Genomic DNA, 20,805 nt, shown 5'->3' with positions numbered 1-20,805 from the left:
GTAAGGCTAACACTGCATAATTTCAGCCCAAAAGCGTTTGGCTTCCAAGTTTTCACAACTGATAAAAAAATCCGACCCACATCTGCGGAATGTGGGCTATAACTAGCTGGAATTACAAGAAACAACAGCCACTCGGATGATAGTTTTTACATTTGGATCGCATTTTAATAGTCCGCAAGATTAATATTGCCGATGACTTTTGAAGTGGGAAATTAGGAGGGACGGCGGATTTAGTTTACAGCCTTTAGCTTTTAGCTTAAATCAGTAACTTTTACTGTCAACAGGAGAACGGCGTTCCCATGCAGTTTGACCATCAACACAGCTCTCGACAGCCTGTACCGGCCGATCCGCTGCGGCACAGCAGGAGGCACATACTAGCATCCGTCCTATTGCTACTGGACAGCGATCGCACTTTTGCCGACTGGTCTCTCCCCCAACTGCCCCACGTATCAGGGTTTACCTACAAAGGAAATCGCTTTTTGGTAGCAACTCACAAAGAGGCTGAGCAGATAGTTTGGGGGTGGCTCGAGGATAATTTATGGGCAGTAACCAATACTGATGAAGATATGGACTTGCTGCTCCAGCACTTGCAAATTTCCCCATCTCTAGTTGAAGCATTTAATGGACAAGCTGCTATCAATTACCTTCGGACAGTTCATCCTAGAAAATTTTGCAAGCTTCTGTCTCCTGCCATAGCCAATCCCACCCAGTTCGTGCAAGCTCTGTTTGAGAACCGCTGCAGACCGGGACTGGTTAAACGCGCCATTTGTGAGTCAGCCCAGTTCTCGCCTTTGGCTTGGACAGAAGTAGAACGGGCTGGATATCTCATTTACTGCATTGTTAACCAACCAGAGGTACTTCCTGGCTCGCTCAAACTAACAATCAACTATCCTTATCCCTACAAGTCAATGAAAGAGCGAGCTTAGAAGTATTTAGCGTCACCTGCCAGCATTTATACCCGACCACATTGCCGTTGTCTTTTACAGCAACGGCATGGTCACTGTTGCCAATTGCCTTTCCGAGTGGGAAAAAATAAAAAAATTGCTAATGCGCCTTCTGAGATATCACTTTTATATGAGAGTATAACTATAGTTTTTCTACAAAACGGTCTGGGGATAGTGACGGTTCATGCCTAAAGCGCAGACATTCCCACACTTCAACAAGAGTGCAAATATGCTTACAGTTTTAACCGCCGCCTCCTTTTGCACGCAAGATTGGAACTATGGTGGCACGTTACCGGAGGGCAAGTCATGACAAAGATAATCTCGCTGTTCAACCAAGCCGGTGGTGTGGGGAAAACCACGATCGCGCTCAATCTCGGCTACCACCTCTCTAAGCGAGGCCACAAGGTTCTTCTCATCGATATCGATCCTCAAGGTTCTCTGACGCTCTTCATGGGGGTTGACTCTCAGAATTTGGATAAAACTGTGTTTGATGCCATTGTCAATGAGGAGCCTATGCCCATCCACACGGGCATTCACGGTATGGATTTGGCTCCCACCAACATCAACCTCAGCGCCGCGGAAATTCAACTGGTTAACATGGATTTTCGGGAAGTTCGCCTCAAGGATGCGATCGCCCCCATTCAAGACAACTACGACTTCATTCTCATAGATTGTCCTCCCAGTTTAGGGCTGCTCAGCTACATCAGTTTAGTAGCTGCCACTCACGTCTTAGTCCCCGTTGAGACTCACTACAAAGCCTTTGAGGGCACCAACCTCCTGTTGCAAACAGTAGCCAGAATCAGAAAGAAAGGAAACCGCTCTTTGCAGATAGCTGGTTTTGTTCCCTCCCGCTATGCTGCTGCCAACTCTCAGGACAAGCGGACTCTCAAGGCTATGAGCGAGCAGTTTACGACCTTCGGCCCCGTTTACACTCCCATCCCGCGCATAACTGCTTTCGCGGATGCTTCGGAGAAACAAGTCCCGCTTGCTGTTTACGAACCTAAAAATCCCGTTGTCAAAATATTAGACCAGCTAGCAGCCAAGATGGAGAAACTCAATGTCAAGTAAGAATGACCAGCCCTATAAAGGTAAGGCAAATTTGAGCGTTTTGTTTGGAGATGATGAAGTAGCAGAACCAACGGCAGAAAAACTGCTCTCGATTGAGTCTATAAAGCTTCCATCCTCTCAACCTCGCCGATACTTCGACTCCCAAGCAATGCAGGCTTTGGTTGAGTCAGTAAAAACTGATGGAATTCTCCAACCTTTATTAGTTCGTCCTTTGGGAAGTGAAAAATACGAGCTAGTAGCTGGCGAAAGGCGGTATAGAGCTGCTAGAGAAGTGGGATTGACAGAAGTTCCTGTTATCGTTCGGGACTTGACCCAACAGCAAGCTCTGCGCGTCGCATTAGTTGAGAACCTCCAGCGGGAAGACCTCAACCCAGTCGAAGAAACGGAGGGTATCTTGCATCTGCTCTCCCATCACCTTGAATACGATCTAGAAGAGGTGGTGCGGCTGCTCTACCGGATGCAAAATGACGTACAGAGGATGAATGATAACGTTATCATTCATCATGAAATGCAAATAGTCGTCAAGGTTTTTAGCGAATTGGGGCGGATGTCATGGGAGTCTTTCGTCAGCAACAGACTGGGACTGCTGAAGCTGCCGTCCGACATCCAAGAAGCCCTGCGCCGGGGTCAGATCGAATACACCAAGGCGCTAGCGATCGCCAAAGTTAAAGACGAGCAGGCAAGAAAGTCGCTTCTAGAAGCGGCGATCGCTGAAGGTCTATCTTTAACTCAGATTAAAGAACGCATCGCGGATTTAAAGGCAGGTACTTCGGGAGAAGAACCGGAAGAAAATCTGAAAACCCAAATAAAGGGAGCTTTAACAAAAGCGAACAAGTCCAAAGCTTGGAGCGATCCAAAGAAGCAGAAGCGCCTCCAAAAAATCCTAACAGAGCTAGAATCCGTTTTAGCAGATTAGAAAAAGCAAGGGCGATCGCGCATCCACCTAATCACTACAACCGTAGTCTAAACAAGAATTTTAGCCATTGAAGGTGATGGTTGTACCCATTCAAAGGCCGAAGTGAAAAGACACTTATGATGAGTTCAATATCCGGCTTCTAGCTTCTGCCTTCATACTTCGGTCTTCGGATGTCTTCTGCCTTTGTTTTGTAAGACTAAGAAGCATTCTTGGTGCAAGTCATTGTACAACCGGACTCCTAAAAACCAATTCAGGACTGGACGCAATTGTCACAATTAGTAAGGTGCTCTACTCTCCCTAAATCCTGAATAATCGCCCTATAAATTCGCCTGACGCACCCTACAACTTGACTTTAATATGCCAGTTGCGTCCAGGACTGCGATTGATATTTGGGTTTGTTTCTGGCTTAACGCGCGATCGCGCTGCATACTGGGCTTGATATTATTTCTGCGCTGGCGGTTGGGAGGCAAAGTTTAAGTTTTTGTGAAGGATGCTCTGTTAATCGAGAGGACCTTCTTTTTTGGCGATCGGTCTGATACAGGCGATCGCGCGCGGGACGGAACAACTATTCCTGTAAAAAGAAAAGTCGCGCTAACAACCATTCTAACCAACACTGGCAGTGAATGAGAAATTAGCTTGGCGGCAGCGAATCAGAAATCAGCTTTTAGGTAGAACTCACTCAAGCTTGGCAGTTGATAGGTTGGAGACCTAGAGATGAAACAGAAAAACGCCAACTCAAACTAAGTTTTGCTTATGTTGACAGTTATGCCACCAACTAACACTCTTTCAAACCGCAGCCGACTTTCACCGTCGGCAAAGTATCAAACCCGGTCAGATTCTTTTTTGGCAGATTTTCAAAAGTTGCTAAATGCTTTTGCTCGCGCCTGGAATAAGTATCAGCCAAACGATTCACTCTCGAACGACAGAAAACAAGACTTAGATTGGCTTGAATCGACGCTCCAAGAGTACAAGATTTCCATCCAAACTTCAACTAGCAGCAAAGAGTTTTGGAAAGGCTGTAAGGATGGAAAAGAAAGCAGGAGAACAATTTCTGACTTCGACTCGCCAAGCGTCGCACAAACCTTACTCAACGCGATGCCTTCGGCTGGCTTCGCCTACGCGAATCCGAAAGCAACTCAAATATACGAGCTGGGATTTCAAGTTGGATGGCGGTACGTTCGCCTCAAAGACTACTTGCTGCGAATCAGAAAGCAGCGAAAGTTGGAAGAATCCAAGCAGGCTCAAGATTATCGACAGTTTTTAAGTTTTATCCGCCAAAAGGCTGACTCAGAAGATATGGACTCGTTCGTAAGCTTTGGATGGAGGCGGGAGAAAAAGCCAGGACAATGAGAGATAAACCCAGTAAAATCTTGGCGGTTGACGATACAACTGACAACTTATTTATCATGCAGGCTATCCTCTCTGAAGAAGGCTATTGCGTCAGCACGAGTTCCAGCGGACTTGATGCTTTAGCTTTAGTAGAGGAGTCACCACCAGATTTACTTTTGTTGGATGTAATGATGCCAGAAGTAGACGGTTACGAAGTGACTTACAGAATTCGTTCAAATCCTCAACTTCCCTTTATCCCCATCTTGTTAATTGCGGCTGACAACTCAACAACCATAGCTGATGGACTTGACTTGGGGGCTGATGATTTCGTTTGCAAGCCCATCCAGGTAAATGAGTTGCTGGCCCGCGTCCGCAGCCTCCTCCGGCTCAAACACAGTATAGATGCGATGCAGGAAGTGACAAAGGCGCGAGAGGATTTTGTGTCTCGTCTCACCCACGACCTGCGGATTCCCCTTGTTGCCGCTGATAGAATGCTGGCCCTACTCCAACGAGGGAAATTCGGCGAACTGCCCTTTCAAGCGGTAGAGGCGATCGCCACCATCGGCAGCAGCAACCAAAATTTGCTTTCGTTGGTCAATACTTTACTGGAGGTTCACCGATTTGAATCGGGTTGCAAGACTCTCGCGATCGCCCCCTTCGACCTCAAAAAACTGGTCAAAGAAGTCGTCAAGGAACTGGAAGCTGTGGCTATTGACAAAGGACTTGTCCTAACCTGTGAGGAGTCCGACTCGCAACTACTGCGGATTGAGGGCGATCGCCTCGAACTCCGCCGAGTCATCACCAACTTAGTCGGAAATGCCATAAAATTTACCGATTTCGGTTGTGTGAAAATCGTTGTCCGTCCAGATGCCAAGTCGGTAAGCATTAGCGTAGAAGACACCGGCCCCGGCATCAGAGCCTCAGAACAAGCCTCGCTGTTTGAACGATTTCGCACCGGAAATCATGCCAGAGCAGGCTGTGGCTTGGGGCTGCACTTGTCAAGCCGGATTGTAGAAGCCCACTCTGGCAGTATTGACGTAACATCAACGGTGGGTCAAGGCAGCACATTTACTGTACGGCTCCCCATCTCGCTCTAAAAGTCTTGTTTGGATACAAAAGAGCACATAGGTTCTACCTTGGACACACTCGTGTCGCTGAAGTACAATTTTCCTTTTTTTAAACAAACCATGAATAAAATTAGCGTTGCCTTAATTGAAGACCATCACCTGACAAGGGCTGGAATCAAAGCAGCTTTAGAAGACTGCGAAGAACTTGAATTTATCGGAGAAGCAGCTAATGGCCTGCAAGGGATAACTTTACTGGAGAAAACTCTGCCTGATGTAGCGATCGTCGATATCGGACTGCCGGGGTTGGTAGACGGAATTGAACTGACCAAAAGGTTCAAAGAATACATACAAACTCCAAAAACCCCCAGCGTGGATAACCAACCGAAAGTGTTGATTTTGACTATGCAGGATAACGAAGAATCGGTGCTGGCAGCTTTTGCAGCGGGAGCCGACTCTTACTGCATGAAAGATGTCAGTTTTGAAAAGTTGGTGGAAGCCGTTGTTGAGACAAATGCTGGCGAAAACTGGATCGATTCTTCAATTGCCAGAATCGTTTTGGCTCGCATGAATAATCCTTTCAAGGAATCTGTCACCAAAACCGCCATCTCCACCGTGTCAATCAATGGAGTCGATCCAGAGTACAGTCAGTTGTTAATGGCGAACCCTTTAACAGAACGAGAAAAAGAGGTTATAGAGTTGATTGTTGAAGGGTGCAGCAATGAGGAAATTTGCAAGCAACTATACATTTCTCTCGGTACTGTGAAAACTCATGTGCGTAATATCCTCAATAAGCTGTCTTGCGACGATCGCACTCAAGCTGCTGTTAGAGCCCTTCGCGCTGGTTTGGTTGACTAAATCCGCTTCAAGAGCAACCGCTTGGTGGATAATACAACAGAGACGTTCCAGCAATCTAAGCTATCTAGGCGAGGGTCGCGATTAGAGGAGATGCAGTGCCAGTTAATGCCGACAAACCACACTTGTGGAAACCCGATATTGCCCTGTCGGTAGACTTCTATAACAATTGGTTCATGCTGTTCGCTCCAAAAGCCTACCGCGACACTCGCATTGTTACAACTCAACAAGTTAAATCCGCCCTAGCAGAGACAGCCAATCTGAGCAACATCACGTCCGCCCTGCTGCGACAGCATCCAGAGGTTTTGCCCATTTTACGCATGGCGGCAGCGCCGCCAATTGCGCGAGATCGCCTGATCGGTTTAGCAGGAGTGTCGCCCAACCTGGTCAAAAATATGGAAGAGAAACAGCGAATTCCGCCCCGCGCAGACATTGCAACTCTGGATGCTGAACTCACAAAAATCAGTCAAATTATTGCACGCCTGCTTGACAAAGATATTTTTCCTTGGCTAGAAAGCGGACAGCAGCCAACTGATAGTGAAGTTCAAAAAGCAGCAACAATTGTAGCCGATCGCCTTTGCGGTGCTGTTTCTGACCCGATCGTTCGCAACGCTCAAGAACGAAGGCAGCTTGCTATGATCAGGCAATGGCTGGAACAGCGTGGTTATTCCTACGTTAGAGGAGGAGCCGGATTAAGTTTTGAGACCATGCAACCGGGGACTTTCTCGTTTCGGCTCAATATCCCGGTACTTTTACAGTCCGGTACCAAACAAATTAATATCCCTATTGACGTTGCGCTTGTGCCAATTAATTCTAGCCCTGGTGAATTCCCGTTACTGATTGAAGCGAAATCTGCCGGTGACTATACCAATCCCAATAAGCGACGCAAGGAAGAAGCTATTAAAATGACTCAATTGAGAAGTAACTACGGCAATAACGTGCGTTTTATTTTGTTTCTTTGCGGTTACTTTGACAGTGGCTATTTGGGTTACGAAGCAGCCGAAGGAATTGACTGGGTTTGGGAACATCGGATTGATGATTTAGCGCTATTTGAAATATGAATGTAACTGCGACAATTGAATTGACACGAATGTTGCGGCAATCGCAACTGGATGAAGCTAGAACTCAAGCTCAGCGAAATAAGCTAGGTCAGTTTGCTACGCCTCCAACACTGGCAGCAGATATTCTCAAATATGCTTCAATGTTGTTGCCCTCAGACATTAAGATTCGTTTTCTCGACCCGGCTTTTGGTACAGGTTCTTTTTACTCGGCATTATTGCAGCAATTTGGGCGATCGCAAATTGTTAAAGCAGTCGGCTATGAAATTGACCCGCATTACGGGAACGAAGCGATTAAGCTTTGGAGTGACACTTCGCTACATCTGAATATCGCTGATTTTACCCAAGCGACACCCCCTGACTCTGACGAGGCAAAAGCTAACTTAGTCATTTGCAATCCCCCCTATGTGCGACACCATCATTTGAATCGACTTGAAAAGCTGCGGCTGCAACAGCTAGCACAGGAAACAGCGGGAGTTAAACTCAGTCAGTTGGCTAGTCTTTACTGCCATTTTTTGTGCATTGCGGATGCAAGTATGGCTGTTGGCGGCTTAGCGGGGTGGCTGATTCCCAGTGGATTTATGGATGTGAATTACGGACAGCAAATTAAAGATTACTTGCTAAATCGCGTTACTCTACTGCGAATTCACTGTTTCGATGCTGCTGACGTTCAGTTTGAAGATGCACTATGTACGTCAGCAGTGGTTTGGTTTAAGAAAGCTTTGCCACCTGCTAATCATGCTGTTGAGTTTACCTATGGAGGGAGTTTGACAGCATCTAAAATGTCGCTGATCGTGTCAGTGGAGTCGCTACGCAGTGCAGCTAAATGGACTAAGTTTGGACTAATGTCTGGTAGTGTGAATTCTCAAGAACAGCCGTTGAAACTTAAGGACTTATTCACTATTAAACGGGGGCTGGCGACGGGAGCGAACAATTTTTTTGTGTTGACACCAGAGCAAGTTTCTGCTTATCAATTGCCATTTGAATTTCTCAAGCCAGTTTTGCCTAGTCCCCGGCTGTTATTAGTAGATGAAATTGAGGGCGATCGCTTGGGAAATCCGATTCTCGATCGTCGGTTATTCTTACTATCGTGCGATTTGCCCCCTTTGGAGGTGAAAGCTAAGTATCCGTCGCTTTGGGAATATTTGCAGATGGGAGTAAAACAGGGAATTTGCGATCGCTACCTGTGTAACCATCGTACTCCCTGGTATTCTCAGGAAAAGCGTCCTCCTTCCCCGTTCCTCTGTACCTATATGGGTCGTCAGGATACTGGTAGGGGCAGACCTTTTCGATTTATCCTGAATCACTCAATGGCGACGGCTACCAATGTATATTTGATGTTGTATCCTAAACCTGCTCTTGCTAAAGCACTTTCAGGTAAGCCAGAATTGCTTAAAGAAGTGCGGCAGGCGCTTGATCGCATTTCTGATGAGGCGCTGATGGGTGAGGGGCGCGTGTATGGGGGTGGATTGCATAAGCTGGAGCCGAGGGAATTGGGTAATGCTATGGTTGTTGACATACTCACTGTCCTAAAAGTGCGGTGATTCTTGACAGTTCATCGGGCTGCCCTCCGCCCAATTCTCTGATCAGATACTTTTTCTTTGATTGGCAGCAACGACATATTAAGCTTTTATAACTAATGTCTAGACGTGATAATTTACATTTATCCGTGCGCCACACTCTCGAAAAAGACGGGTGGATGATTACGGATGACCCGTTAATCTTAGTGTTAGAACAAACGCTCTTGAAAGCTGATTTAGGAGCAGAAAAGTTTTTTGCAGCCGAAAAAGAAGGACGTAAAATAGCTGTGGAAATCAAAAACTTTGACTCTCCTTCAGTAATTAATGAACTGGAAAAAACTATGGGACAGCTTCAGCTTTACCAATGGGCTTTGGAGGAGCAAGAACCTAAACGGCAGTTGTTCCTAGCCATCAGTCAACCAATCTATATTCGACACTTCCAAAAACCAATTTTTCAGCTAGCCGTTCAGCGGAATAGAATTAACTTATTAGTTTACGAACCAGAACGGGAGGCTATTGTTCAATGGATCGCTCACTAAGCTATGCAGATATCCTGAAGCAAACGCTGCAAGAGGCAACGCAAGCTCAACCTCGCTTACAAGCGATTAAGCTTTATCCTGTCTGCGATACGGATTCAGGTCATTTCCTGATTATCGCTACAGGCTGGGATAAGCAACGCTGGATCGACACCATTCTGTTTCACGCACGCTTGGTCGATCGCCATGTCATCATTGAAGAAGATAATTTCGAGGAAGGGTTAACCTCTGCACTTATTGCCGCAGGTATCCAAGCAGAGCATATTGTGACTAGCCTTGATTATCAAAGTGGTGCTAGCCCAGCGGTTTTTCAGGCGGTGTGAAGTATTTCTGTCTTACCAGCCGCAGAAGGAATTATTCAGAGGCGATCGCTATCTGATGTTTCATGTCGGGTGGTGTGGAGAAAGACGAGTGTTTGGATGTGTTATTAACATTGAAATGAGGATAATTGAGTTATCAAATTGAATATGCTGACGCTGCTATTGAGCATCTAAAATTTTTAACAACTCGGCAGCAACGAACTGTATTAGATACTGTAGACGAACAACTAAAATATGAATCCCTAGTTGAGACAAGAAATCGCAAACCGATGGAACCTAACAGTTTAGCAACCTGGGAATTGCGGCTCGGAAATTTACGGGTGTACTACGATGTAGAAGAAAACACAGTTTCTGTAGTCTATATTCAAGCAGTTGGAGTCAAGAACCGCAACCGAGTTCGGATCGGTCAGGAGGAAATTGAACTATGAAATCAGTAGAACTCGCACAAGCAACTGAATCGTTGGGTAAATATATTCAAGTTTTGGGGAAAGAGCCATTGCTTGTTACCATCAAGGGAACTCCTGTAGCTGTCCTAACACCAATCGCCGACTTAGAAAATTTACCCTTAGCAACAAATCCAGATTTGCTAATATTAATCAAAAAATCTTTGCAGCGACAACCGTCAGATTGTGCAGCATCATTAGCCGATTATGTCCGTAGTTTGGGAAGAGAACCGATGATCGCAGCATTTGAAAGTAAACCTGTTGCTGTTTTGGTAGCTATAGCTGATATTGAAAGGGTTTCTTTAAGTAGCAATCCTCAGTTTTTAAACATTATCGATCGCTCCAAACAACAGCAAAAAGCAGGTAAAGTTGTGAGTAGTGAGGAGGTGCGAAAGAAATTAGGGTTAGGGTGAAGAGAAGGGTGCGATCGCTCTAATTTTAGCAGTCAAGAGTCGGCTATCGCGTTTATACTCAAGTTAGATCTGTGCTAAAGGTTGCCCCCAATGGATGAAAACCGTACCCAAGCCTACATCAATCTCATTCAATCCCTGCTGAGTTGCCCTGGCGGTGAGGAACCGCAAATATTAAAGGCTAACTTGGAATTGCTGGATCTGGGATTTCTTCAAGTTTGTGAGGGAGTAGCGACACAGTTAGCAAAGGCAGGAAACGAGAATGGCGCTGATTTTTTGCGAAATATTGCCAGTCAGATAGGGGAATTATTGGGGATGAATAAAGAGGCAGATCGCGATAGTTCAGAAGATGAAAATTATCAAAATTATCAAAATTTTATCCTAGAATTATTGCAGACAGAACAAGATAGCGAGGGCGATGTAGCGGTAATTTACCCGATGTTAGCGAAACGCCAACATCTCCTAAATGAGCGCTTTGCCGAGATTTTAAAGCAACTGATTGAAAATTTAATTGCCAATGAACCTCCAGAAGTAATTGAGTCAATTCTCACCAACCTCGAAAATTTAAGTATTGATATTAAAAACTTTCCTTCCGAAAAAAGAGCGGATAATATTGAAATTGCTCTTATAGGTTTTAAACTAATTTTAAATAAGCGTGAACTTGGAAGCAAAAAATACGCGGAGACGCAAAATAATCTGGGAAATGCCTACCGTGAAAGAATCAAGGGAGAGAAGGCTGATAATATAGAGGATGCGATCGCCTTTTACCAAAATGCACTAAAAGTTCGTACCCGCGAAGCTTTTCCTAAAGATTGGGCAATGACGAAAAGTAATCTAGCAACTGCCTACAATCAAAGAATCAGGGGAGAGAGGGCTGATAATCTAGAAGATGCGATCAAATCTTACACTGCCGCGCTCCAAGTCCTCACCCGTGAAGGTTTTCCCGAATATTGGGCAACGACGCAACAGAATCTGGCAGTTGCCTATCGTAACAGAATCAGGGGAGACAGGGCTGATAACCTAGAGAAGGCGATTACATCTTACACCGCCGCACTTCAAGTCCTCACCCGTGAAGCTTTTCGCGAAAAATGGGCAGGGGTGCAACAGAATCTGGCTGCTGCCTACTGTGACAAAATTAGGGGAAAGAGGGCTGATAATCTAGAGAAGGCGATCGAATTTCTCACGGCTGCACTCGAAGTCTTTACCCGTGAAGCTTGTCCCGAATATTGGGCAACAGCGCAACATAATCTAGCTGCTGCCTACGATAGAAGAATTTGTGGGGAGAAAGCTGATAATCTAGAAAAAGCGATCGAATGTTACACCGCCGCACTCCAAGTCCGTACCCGTGAAGGTTTTCCCCAAGATTTGGCAATGACACAGCATAATCTAGCTGCTGTCTACTGTGACAGAATCAAGGAAGATAAGGCTGATAATCTAGAGAAGGCGATCGAACTTTACATTGCCGCACTTCAAGTCCGCACCCCGGAAGATTTTCCCCAAGATTGGGCAATGACACAACAGAATCTGGCAAATGCCTACTATGCCAGAATTAAGGGAGAGAGGGCTGATAATCTAGAAAATGCGATAAAATATCATCGCAATTCATTAGAAGTTCGTACCCGCGAAGCTTTCCCCCAAGCCCATGCTGAAACTTTATTTAATTTGGGGCGTGTCTATCGAGAAGTTCCCAACTTACAGTTAGCTTATGATACCTTTGCTGATGCGGTTAGTACTATCGAGTTCCTCCGAGGCGAAATTCATTCTGGCGATGAAACTAAGCAAAAATTAGCCGAAGAATACAACCGAATCTATCTAAATATGGTGGAAGTTTGCATAGAAATGCAAAACTACACCGCCGCGATCGAATATGCCGAACGCAGCAAAGCCCGCAACCTTGTCGAACTTCTAGCTAACAAAGATATCTACCCCAAACGCGAGTTTTACCCTTACTCAGAACTTTACCAAACTCATTGTCACCAACTAGAACAAGTGCGGCGACAAATTCCAGCCATACAGCGAGAACTAGAAATACTCATTCGAGAATCTGAGGAAAAAAATCGTGACCAAATAGAACAACGGCGACAAGAATTAAATCTATTGCAACAACAACGCGATGAACTGTTAGCAGAAATTAACCAAATAGACTCTAGATTTACATTCACTCAAAAAGTTCAATCTATTCCCTTTAGCGATATCCAATCCCTCACCGATGAAAACACCGCTATTATTGAATGGTACATCACGTATAATCAGATTATCACGTTCATTATCACTTGTTATCACCCCCATCCCATAGTTATTTCATCCTCTTCTGAAAATACGACGGCTTTGGTAAGTTGGATTCAAGATTATTGGTATTCCTACCAGAATGAGGCAAACAACCACACCACATGGATGATTAATAATTTAGCTTCTCGCCTCCAAAATCTTGCTCAGATTCTGCATATTGATGACATTCTTTCCCGTATCGATCAATACTTTTCTGAAAGCGGTGCTAAATGTAACCGCCTCATCCTAATACCCCATCGCTACTTACATTTATTTCCCCTTCATGCTTTACCCCTAGCTGACGGTAAATTGCTATTTGAACGCTTCCCTAAAGGTCTAGGTTATGCCCCCAGTTGCCAATTACTGAAACAAGCAAAAGACCAAGAGCAAAATCGACCTAATTTTACCCGCTTATTTGCTATTCAAAATCCTACCAGACAACCTGCTAGACCTTTACTTGGTTCTCAACTGGAAATCGATAAAATTCGCCAACACTTTGATTTAGAGCACAGCATTATTCTCAAAGAAGCAGAAGCAACAGAAGCAAATCTCTATCAACGTATGGAACAAATGCGTTCCTCTCACTGCATTCACTTCTCTTGTCACGGCAAATTTTATCCAAAATCGCCGCTAAAATCAGCTTTACTTCTTGCCGCTCCACAAGGTAAATTAGGGGAAGAAGCTAACCTAACATTAGGTGAAGTCTTTGAAAAACTTTACTTGAACCAATGTCGTCTCGTCACCTTTTCTGCTTGCGAAAGTGGGATGACAGATCCCACTAGCATCAGCGATGAATATATTGGTTTGCCTAGTGGCTTTTTGTATGCAGGTAGTTTGAGTGTTGTCAGCACGCTTTGGAGTGTCGATCCGATCGCCACAACTTTATTAATGATCAAATTTTACCACAACCTCAAACGACTACCGCAAATCAAAACAGGGGATGTAGCTATTGCCCTCAACAAAGCTCAAAAATGGTTAAGGACATTAACCTATAAAAAGTGGGCGAGAATCCAAAGTTATCCACAATTTCAACACTTAGTTGAGGAAGCATTTGAAAACTCACCCAAACGCGATCGCAAAAAATTTAAGGACTCTTTATCTGAAAGTCTAAGCCTCAATCGTCAACCATTACCCTTTGCTAATCCATATTATTGGTCAGCTTTTGTCGCAATCGGAATTTAAGGTTGTGTATTAAATGATTGACAGAATTTATCCATCCCTTCTTCTGCAATGGTAAGAGCAAATGGAGTAGCAATTAGTCCTGCCACTCCTGGAGGACAACTCAAACTCCCAGCTAAAAACTCTGTTAAAACAGGTATTAGTGTAGACACATACTTGTCTCTCAAGTTTTCATACTTGGGTTGACAAATAAATTTATGGCATTCTTTAAGTTTCTGGACAAACCAACGCAAATCAGCATTGGTTTCTACCCCCTCAATACCATTTAGCTTCGCTATTGATTCACCCGCATCTGCTAAATCGCCATCCCACTCTTCAATTACATCAAGAGCAGCTAGTGCTTCTTGATTATCTGCTACTTGTTCCCGATATAAAGCAATTTGTTCTGGTGTAACAATTTTTTCAGAAAACATAATTATCCTAACGTATATCCCTAAACTTACGCTGCTCTGGTGGTTCAACCCATACAGTGCAAAAACCTGAAGTAGCTGGACGCCCCCCTACTTCCAGAGTTACCCCCAGACGCTGAACATCCTTTTTACATTCTAGATTAGTCAGGCTATCCGAATTCCACTTCATTAGCCTGCGGGCAAACTTCCCCTCAGCGCTACTTGCCCAGTGCAAAGCCTCCGCCTGTTCTTGAGTCAAGCGACTCGGCTCCCCCGGTGCAAATCCCCCCTGCGATCGCACGAACCCCATCCACCCCATCACAGCACCGGCACCTAACGCCACCAACAGGATACCCGCAGCCGGTATCAAAGCAAGAGCCGATGTCCTCCACCGAGTCAATTCTGTCTGACGCACCAGAGAATTGACAGCCTCAGCAATTTGCCCCTCTTGCCTCTCAACCGCCACTCGCTCGTAACTCGCCAAAGTCTTGTTAATCCGCCCCACCCACCGATCGAACGCTAACTCAAAATCCTCCGGTTTCGGACTCTCTTGAATCAACACTTCCAAGCGGCCAGTCGCCAATAAAATCAGAAAAATCGGGTCAGTTGGCTCAATTTTCCCCTTAAAAGCCAACTCCAAAACCTTGCGCCGATACTCTTCAGATTGCCCCTCTAAAGCAATATCCAGGAAAGATTTAGTATCAACAGCACCATAACTCACGGCAACATCCCCGTAGTTTCAAACGCCTCATAAGCCGACAACATAAACGACTTAATCCGCTGTCGGCCCAACACACCCAGTTCCTGACTATTCCTTGCCAAATCAAAAGTTATCCCCTGAGCATCTATCGCATTTCTTTCCCGCGAATAAAACTTAGGAAAATCAATCACCTTCACCTCATACTTTTTAATCGCATTCTGCACCTCCTCCATCTCTTCCACAGAACTCCAATCATCCTCCAATCCCAAATTGCGGACGAGGACGTGAGCAATCTTATTATCAAAATGTTTAACTGACTTCAAAAAGAGTTGCACGCTATCGTAGCCCCCCGTGCAAATAAACCACTTGCAAAAACTAATACGAGATTGCTTCCCCAACTCAATTAAATTGTTCCTTCCCATCCACTTAGTCACCAAAGGATAAACCTGAGCCGGTAAATTGACAATTACGCTCTTCTCAAACGCCAATTCAAAAATCCGATCCGCTTCGTAAAACTTCTTCTCGTCCTCGCTAAACAGAGCTTCACGGCATACGCTTTCATAGATTCGAGATACATCAGGATTAGAGCGATCCGTGTCTACCGCAAAAAACGGGAAATTCTTATCCAAGAAATACTGAATTAAAACCCTAGCAAATAAACTCTTGCCAACTCCGCCTTTCTCTCCATCAATCAGATGAATTTTAGTGGCCGACTTCTCAACCTTCTCTAAGTCGCACTCTTTGAAATCATTCGAGTTTTCTGTCGCTGTACCCATACCTGCATCTCCTCCTTCATCAACCTGTTGAACCAGAGAATCTGTTAGCTGAACTTGATACTTAGAGTTCCTACTTCTACTTGCCATATCTAATCCCTATTTCACGTTTACTTTCTAACAAATCAACACTTGAAGCCTAATCACGCAAATCCTGAATCATCAAAATCCTCTAATTCAAACAAGTCATCCGCAGTCAATTTGCTAGGGTCATGGTGAGAACACCTCAAACTAGCACCGTTCAGCCTAGACCTGTCTGACTCCTCAATATCAGCAGGTAATTCTCGCGAAGATGGTATTGAAGAAATAGGCATTCCCCCTATATGAATAGGAGGATATTCAAGCCCGCCTCGCTCGCGCAAATAGAGAGCTTGCTTTTCCAGAACATAGACGGCATTTTTAAATAACCGCCCTAAAATAACAGGATCGATATCCCCTTTTTCCAGATACGCTAACGGCAGCCAGTAAGGGCGCAGAGCTTGGAGAATCATTTCTCTCGAAGGCAACATTAAATTGCCTTTAATATACGACATCAAAACTCCATCAGGAGTAGATTTAAAAGGTTGATAGCGCCACAAAAAATCAACCCTTTCTTTTTCCTTAGCCATGAGCCACTATCTCCTTAAAAGCGGAATATTTTGACCCACAAACAGCATCTTCCCTTACCTGAGAATTGAACTGCTTTTTCAAACTTCCCTTGAAATACGAAAACATCCCATAGACATCATTGAGCCGATTTTCAAACCCTTTCTTTGCCAAAATAGGTGGCATAGCAACTTCGGCATTCCAAATAATCGGGAAGCGATCGTAATGTTCGTTTAACTCTTTACGGAGATAATCAGCCGTCCCACCACAGAACACCAACTCATCGCAATCTGGTGGCAAATTCTCATCCAACCAACTGGTGAGACTCCGCACATATTCAGGCCGCGCCTCTTTGATTGCTGCTATCATCTGCTGTACTTCTTCCGCCCGCCCTTGCTTAGTCGTGCTGCGAGCTAACCGCATCAAAGGAGCTGCCTTGAACTCAGCCCCCGCTGCTACAATTGCTGGAGTCAATCGCTCAGCAGTCTGCCCTGAAGTCCTAGCTACCACCCTCTCCACCATGCGGATGAAGCCCAAATCGCTTGTTTTTCCCGGCCTAACATCCCCCCGTTGCACCACCAGCAGACTGGCATTACGGTAGCCAATCATGGCGATCGCGCACACCCGCTCTTTCAAAACAGAGCCGACTTTCTTGTTGTGCATCAGGTAAATACCACCCCCCTCTGGCTTGCAGTTAAACCCCAACAATTCCACGCTCATCTGACCTGTAGGAGTTTGATAATCTGCTAAAGCTTCCCGCAGCACCCGCTCGAACCTCCCCCGATCTTCATATTCCCCCGGTGGCAACAACACGGCGATCGCCGCCGTAAATTTCGCAGGCAAATTCAGCTTTTCCTTAATCGCCCACATCCCAGCCAGAGTTTTGTGCAGCGCCCTCTCGTATTTGAGCTCCGAAAGGCCGGCATTGGCGTGAAACCTCTCTTTTGCCAAATACCCCACTGCCCTGTAATCGTTTCTAAAGGCAACCCAAGCCGTATTCTCAGGCTCGGCTGACCCCAATTGGTCTCTGCCGTAAGCCAAAATAGATTCCTGCGGTACAGATACGACCTCCGGTTCCATGCAGAGCAGTCGAATTTGATTCTTTGGCCCCGCGTAGAGAATTTTGGTAGCTGACCCCCCGTAATCGTAGGCCGCGATCGCTTGAGGCCCTATGGTTTCGATAGTAGTTTCGCTCATATCGCAGGTCTTCCTAATTGAAGTTTCAAGAGTGGTAAAAAAACAGCCCTGTACGTTTCGTGCAGAAATAACCGCTTACGCTAAGCCAAGCGTGCCACCTCAAAAAAAGGCTGTAAAACAACAGCTATTGAGGGATTAAAACGCACTTACTACTTATTAACCCTCCTAAAACCTCCCCTCCCTCAGCCAGTTGTCTGAATCCCCACACCAGCAAAAATCGGACTCACGGCTTAGGCTTTGACGAAGCTTTTGGTAGCAAGCTGTGTCAGAGGTGCGTGCAAACTGCTTTCTCTAACGGGGTAGCACCCCTATGAGGAGAGCGCTGCTGCCAGCCTGTCGCTGTTCAATGGAAAATTTTCCATTAGACAGACATCTTGAAAAAAGATGTAGAGATAAGGGCGATCGGGTATGCAAGCAAAAGTGGAAGAGCACGCATCATTGATTTTCGGAGAGGTCTATTGGAAATTCCCACGCCTGTTAAGTTCAGCCAAATCTGGATCTCGGCCGCAGTGACAATGGAAAATTTTCCATTAGAAATTCCTACGCCTGCTGAATTCAGCCAAACCTGAGTCTGAACCAAGGGTGGCAATGGAAAATTTTCCATTGGAAAGGCTGACATCGAGTTTCCATGCGTTAAAGCCACTCCTGGCAACAAGCGATCGGCAGGTGGCTGAGGCGCGATCGCCCGGAAGCGCACTCTACCCGATCGCAGCCGAAGGATAAAGTTCGTTACCCAACACCAAATAGCGAGCAAACTAGCCATGTCGAGATCCAAACGAATCAAAAGAATAGCCATATACCTAACGCCAGAAGAACTTCAACTTGCTGAGACAATGGCTAAAAATCTCCAGGTGAGCATCAGCAGTCTGTTCCGATACCACACTTTTAAACAACAACATCAACCAGCTTTGTGCCAAAAATTAGCCGAACTTAACCTCCGCCTCAAACCGATTGCCCTTGCTACAGAACAAGCATTATGGATGGGGGAAAGAATTACACAGCCCGCCAACTTTGAGGATATGATTGAGCAAACTTTGGCACTGCTCAAGCAAGTACAGCAACAGCAAATGAACGTCCCAGTTCTAATGAATTTAAGCGATATTGAGGAAAATTTAGAAGCTCCTAGCGAAAATTTTTAATAAAACCATCCACAAATCATCACTTTTTTACTCCACAAGTTTTAAGTTTAGTAAATAATGATTGGCAAGCAGAAAATCGGTAAAACTTTTACCCCATTGCTTAATTACCTCTTCTCCAAAGAAGGAGCTTCACTGATTGGAGGAAATATGGTAGGAGAAAATGTCCAGGAATTAGCTGCTGAGTTTCTGTTCTCCAAACAACTCAACCCTAGAGTTCAAAAACCAGTTTATCATGCGACCTTAAGCGTGCCTTCTGGCGAGTATATCCCTGATGCCAAATGGCGGGCGATCGCTCTAGATTACCTAGAAGGAATGGGGCTGGATAAAAACCTATTTGCTATCATCCGCCATACCGACCGCGACCACGACCACATTCACATTGCAGCCAGCCGTATCAAATTGGATGAACGAGGAACTTGCGTATCAGATAGCTGGAACTATCTACGCAGCGAAAAATTGATTCAAGAATTGGAAGAAAAGTACGACTTGACACCAGCTTCCCGCAGTTTTGATAAAGAACGCCGTTCTCCCACGACTGGCGAACACCGACGGTTAGCAAGAACGGGGGAAATCAGCACGCGGGAACAACTGCAAACAGCACTAGATAGAGCAACCACTGACAGTCCCGCGCTCGCTCTTTTGATTGACCGACTCGTTGAACAAGGCATTAGTGTAAAAATAGAACCCACCCCCGCAGGCGAATTAGGGATTAGCTACAAATTAGGCAATATTGCTTTTAGCGGCACTCATTTAGGCAAAGCTTACACCTTCAAGGGGCTGCAAAAATACAGAGGAGTCACTTACTCTGCTAATACTGACATAAATGTGGAAGCCATTCCCCCATTGCAAGAGCGAGAATTGAACGAAATTTTGGAAACAGAAAACTCTAAACCAAATAGCGACGCGAACACTGATAGTGATGCTGATGACTGCGGCGAAATGAGGAACAGCAGCATCGAGAGCAATTCTTCACCAATATACTGGCAAAGCTACTCTAACATTGACAGGTCAGAGCGAGAAGGAAGCAGCACAGGGACTTCCTCAGAAACCGACAAAGATTCTCTAATCTCTGAGTCAGAAGATGTAGGCAAACCTGACTCGCCCAACGATCGCGAAACATCGGGGTTCGACTCACTTAACTGGGAGTCTGTACGAAGCAATTTAATAGAAGCTTGTCTGCCAGCCGAATTAATCGACCTGCTACACGACAGGGGATGGATAGACGCAGACAGCCTGAACCGCCCTGTATTCCAACTCCGCACTCTTACAGGAGAGTACAGAGGAACCTGCACCTTAGACGCCAATGGAAAATTTTCCATTGACAGTCATGGGGAAGGCTCACATCAAGCAGGCGACAACAGTGAAAAGGGAGTTTTCTGGATAGCGGTTCAAAACAATATTGAAAGAGCCATTATTGCCAGCAACCCGGTAGAACTCCTGTCTGTAATTGCCTTAGATCCAGATTTCAATAATACGCCGACTTTATACTTAAGTATTGATGCGGTTTCTTCGCTGCCAACCGACTTTCTTGAGGAAGTAGAAACTATAGTAGTTGGCTTCAAAGGAGATCGAGACGGCGATCGACAGTCAAAAGAAATTATTGAAACATTCCCTCAATCAAAGCGAATCAATCCAGGCTTTGCCGGCTGGAACGCAATCTTAGCATCTCAAGAGCAAGAAAACGAAAATGGTTTTAACGATCGTCATGAAGCAATCGATCGCAATTTTGGCGTAATTTTGGATTAATCAAAGCTCACTATTAGTATTTTACGCAGCTTTCATCGGGTCAGGAAACGATGACTGAAGTTGGGCGATAAACAAATTGCTTATTTTCACGACGCCCTTTTCGACTTTTTTGAGCAGTAAAGCCGTCGCTGCAACCCACCTAAAAACCAAACAATATGCTATTTGGAAAAGCGCTTTTTCCAAACCTGCTTGCCTAAGCCGTGACTCAGCCTCCATTATCAGTAGTGTGAAGGAGTGGAAGCGCCACCTTAAAATTATGAATCTACGTCACATACTTCTCTCGAATGTGCGCTAAATCTTCGTGCAACCAGCGATAATGGAACTCTGCTTTGTTAGAAGTAAGGGAAGGACTAAAAGCAGTTTATC

Annotated in this window: 21 protein-coding genes; 15 read left to right on the top strand and 6 right to left on the bottom strand. The window is 45.3% G+C overall.

Annotated elements, in window-relative coordinates:
• Positions 1–299: 299 nt before the first annotated feature.
• The 13 genes from JGK14_RS01365 to JGK14_RS01305 all read left to right on the top strand — a co-directional run bounded on the left by JGK14_RS01365 (position 300) and on the right by JGK14_RS01305 (position 13,913).
• Complete coding sequence (locus tag JGK14_RS01365) at positions 300–926, top strand: hypothetical protein (RefSeq protein ID WP_325314688.1); 627 nt, start codon at positions 300–302, stop codon at positions 924–926.
• Positions 927–1,250: 324 nt separating this feature from the next.
• The gene (locus JGK14_RS01360) at positions 1,251–2,012 is read left to right on the top strand and encodes a ParA family protein (protein ID WP_325314687.1); all 762 of its coding nucleotides are present in this window, start codon (positions 1,251–1,253) and stop codon (positions 2,010–2,012) included.
• Positions 2,002–2,928 (top strand): ParB/RepB/Spo0J family partition protein, encoded by a 927-nt coding sequence (locus JGK14_RS01355; RefSeq protein ID WP_325314686.1) that lies wholly within the window; start codon positions 2,002–2,004, stop codon positions 2,926–2,928. Before JGK14_RS01360 ends, JGK14_RS01355 begins: the two co-directional genes overlap by 11 nt.
• Positions 2,929–3,693: 765 nt before the next feature.
• Complete coding sequence (locus JGK14_RS01350) at positions 3,694–4,278, top strand: hypothetical protein (RefSeq protein WP_325314685.1); 585 nt, start codon at positions 3,694–3,696, stop codon at positions 4,276–4,278.
• A complete protein-coding gene (locus JGK14_RS01345; RefSeq protein ID WP_325314684.1) occupies positions 4,275–5,354 on the top strand; it encodes a hybrid sensor histidine kinase/response regulator in 1,080 nt (359 codons plus the stop codon). The genes JGK14_RS01350 and JGK14_RS01345 overlap by 4 nt, the downstream gene beginning before the upstream one ends.
• 90 nt (positions 5,355–5,444) lie before the next feature.
• On the top strand, positions 5,445–6,179 hold the full coding sequence (locus JGK14_RS01340; protein WP_325314683.1) for a response regulator transcription factor: 735 nt from the start codon (positions 5,445–5,447) through the stop codon (positions 6,177–6,179).
• A gap of 95 nt (positions 6,180–6,274) precedes the next feature.
• Positions 6,275–7,237 (top strand): XamI family restriction endonuclease, encoded by a 963-nt coding sequence (locus tag JGK14_RS01335; RefSeq protein WP_325314682.1) that lies wholly within the window; start codon positions 6,275–6,277, stop codon positions 7,235–7,237.
• Positions 7,234–8,778 (top strand): Eco57I restriction-modification methylase domain-containing protein, encoded by a 1,545-nt coding sequence (locus JGK14_RS01330; RefSeq protein WP_325314681.1) that lies wholly within the window; start codon positions 7,234–7,236, stop codon positions 8,776–8,778. Before JGK14_RS01335 ends, JGK14_RS01330 begins: the two co-directional genes overlap by 4 nt.
• Positions 8,779–8,873: 95 nt before the next feature.
• Entirely contained in the window at positions 8,874–9,293 is a 420-nt protein-coding gene (locus JGK14_RS01325; RefSeq protein ID WP_325314680.1) for a XisH family protein, read from the top strand.
• Positions 9,278–9,613, top strand: a complete 336-nt coding sequence (locus JGK14_RS01320; protein WP_325314679.1) for an element excision factor XisI family protein — start codon at positions 9,278–9,280, stop codon at positions 9,611–9,613. The genes JGK14_RS01325 and JGK14_RS01320 overlap by 16 nt, the downstream gene beginning before the upstream one ends.
• Before the next feature lie 125 nt (positions 9,614–9,738).
• Positions 9,739–10,038 carry a type II toxin-antitoxin system RelE family toxin gene (locus tag JGK14_RS01315; protein ID WP_325314678.1) on the top strand — a complete coding sequence of 100 codons (300 nt, stop codon included), beginning with the start codon at positions 9,739–9,741 and terminating at the stop codon, positions 10,036–10,038.
• Entirely contained in the window at positions 10,035–10,466 is a 432-nt protein-coding gene (locus JGK14_RS01310) for a type II toxin-antitoxin system Phd/YefM family antitoxin (protein ID WP_325314677.1), read from the top strand. Before JGK14_RS01315 ends, JGK14_RS01310 begins: the two co-directional genes overlap by 4 nt.
• Before the next feature lie 90 nt (positions 10,467–10,556).
• Positions 10,557–13,913, top strand: coding sequence for a CHAT domain-containing protein (locus tag JGK14_RS01305; protein WP_325314676.1), 3,357 nt, complete (start codon positions 10,557–10,559; stop codon positions 13,911–13,913).
• Here the strand turns inward: JGK14_RS01305 and JGK14_RS01300 are convergent.
• The 6 genes from JGK14_RS01300 to JGK14_RS01275 all read right to left on the bottom strand — a co-directional run bounded on the left by JGK14_RS01300 (position 13,910) and on the right by JGK14_RS01275 (position 18,350).
• On the bottom strand, positions 13,910–14,323 hold the full coding sequence (locus tag JGK14_RS01300; protein WP_325314675.1) for a hypothetical protein: 414 nt from the start codon (positions 14,321–14,323) through the stop codon (positions 13,910–13,912). The two genes, JGK14_RS01305 and JGK14_RS01300, sit on opposite strands and share 4 nt — an antisense overlap.
• Before the next feature lie 7 nt (positions 14,324–14,330).
• Entirely contained in the window at positions 14,331–15,020 is a 690-nt protein-coding gene (locus tag JGK14_RS01295) for a DUF6753 family protein (protein WP_325314674.1), read from the bottom strand.
• The gene (locus tag JGK14_RS01290) at positions 15,017–15,862 is read right to left on the bottom strand and encodes a mobilization protein (RefSeq protein ID WP_325314673.1); all 846 of its coding nucleotides are present in this window, start codon (positions 15,860–15,862) and stop codon (positions 15,017–15,019) included. Before JGK14_RS01290 ends, JGK14_RS01295 begins: the two co-directional genes overlap by 4 nt.
• A gap of 53 nt (positions 15,863–15,915) precedes the next feature.
• Positions 15,916–16,380, bottom strand: coding sequence for a hypothetical protein (locus JGK14_RS01285; RefSeq protein WP_325314672.1), 465 nt, complete (start codon positions 16,378–16,380; stop codon positions 15,916–15,918).
• Positions 16,373–17,554 (bottom strand): ParM/StbA family protein, encoded by a 1,182-nt coding sequence (locus JGK14_RS01280; RefSeq protein WP_325314671.1) that lies wholly within the window; start codon positions 17,552–17,554, stop codon positions 16,373–16,375. Before JGK14_RS01280 ends, JGK14_RS01285 begins: the two co-directional genes overlap by 8 nt.
• A 361-nt stretch (positions 17,555–17,915) precedes the next feature.
• Positions 17,916–18,350 (bottom strand): hypothetical protein, encoded by a 435-nt coding sequence (locus JGK14_RS01275; protein ID WP_325314670.1) that lies wholly within the window; start codon positions 18,348–18,350, stop codon positions 17,916–17,918.
• Positions 18,351–18,387: 37 nt separating this feature from the next.
• Between JGK14_RS01275 and JGK14_RS01270 the strand changes: the two genes are divergently transcribed.
• Together JGK14_RS01270 and JGK14_RS01265 are read left to right on the top strand one after the other, a co-directional pair.
• Positions 18,388–18,693 carry a hypothetical protein gene (locus JGK14_RS01270; RefSeq protein ID WP_325314669.1) on the top strand — a complete coding sequence of 102 codons (306 nt, stop codon included), beginning with the start codon at positions 18,388–18,390 and terminating at the stop codon, positions 18,691–18,693.
• 57 nt (positions 18,694–18,750) lie between these two features.
• Positions 18,751–20,439, top strand: coding sequence for a relaxase/mobilization nuclease domain-containing protein (locus JGK14_RS01265; RefSeq protein WP_325314668.1), 1,689 nt, complete (start codon positions 18,751–18,753; stop codon positions 20,437–20,439).
• Positions 20,440–20,805 lie beyond the last annotated feature (366 nt).

Source organism: Microcoleus sp. PH2017_28_MFU_U_A, assembly GCF_020738035.1.
Taxonomy (GTDB): domain Bacteria; phylum Cyanobacteriota; class Cyanobacteriia; order Cyanobacteriales; family Microcoleaceae; genus Microcoleus.
This window is presented reverse-complemented; position numbering and strand designations above follow the sequence as displayed.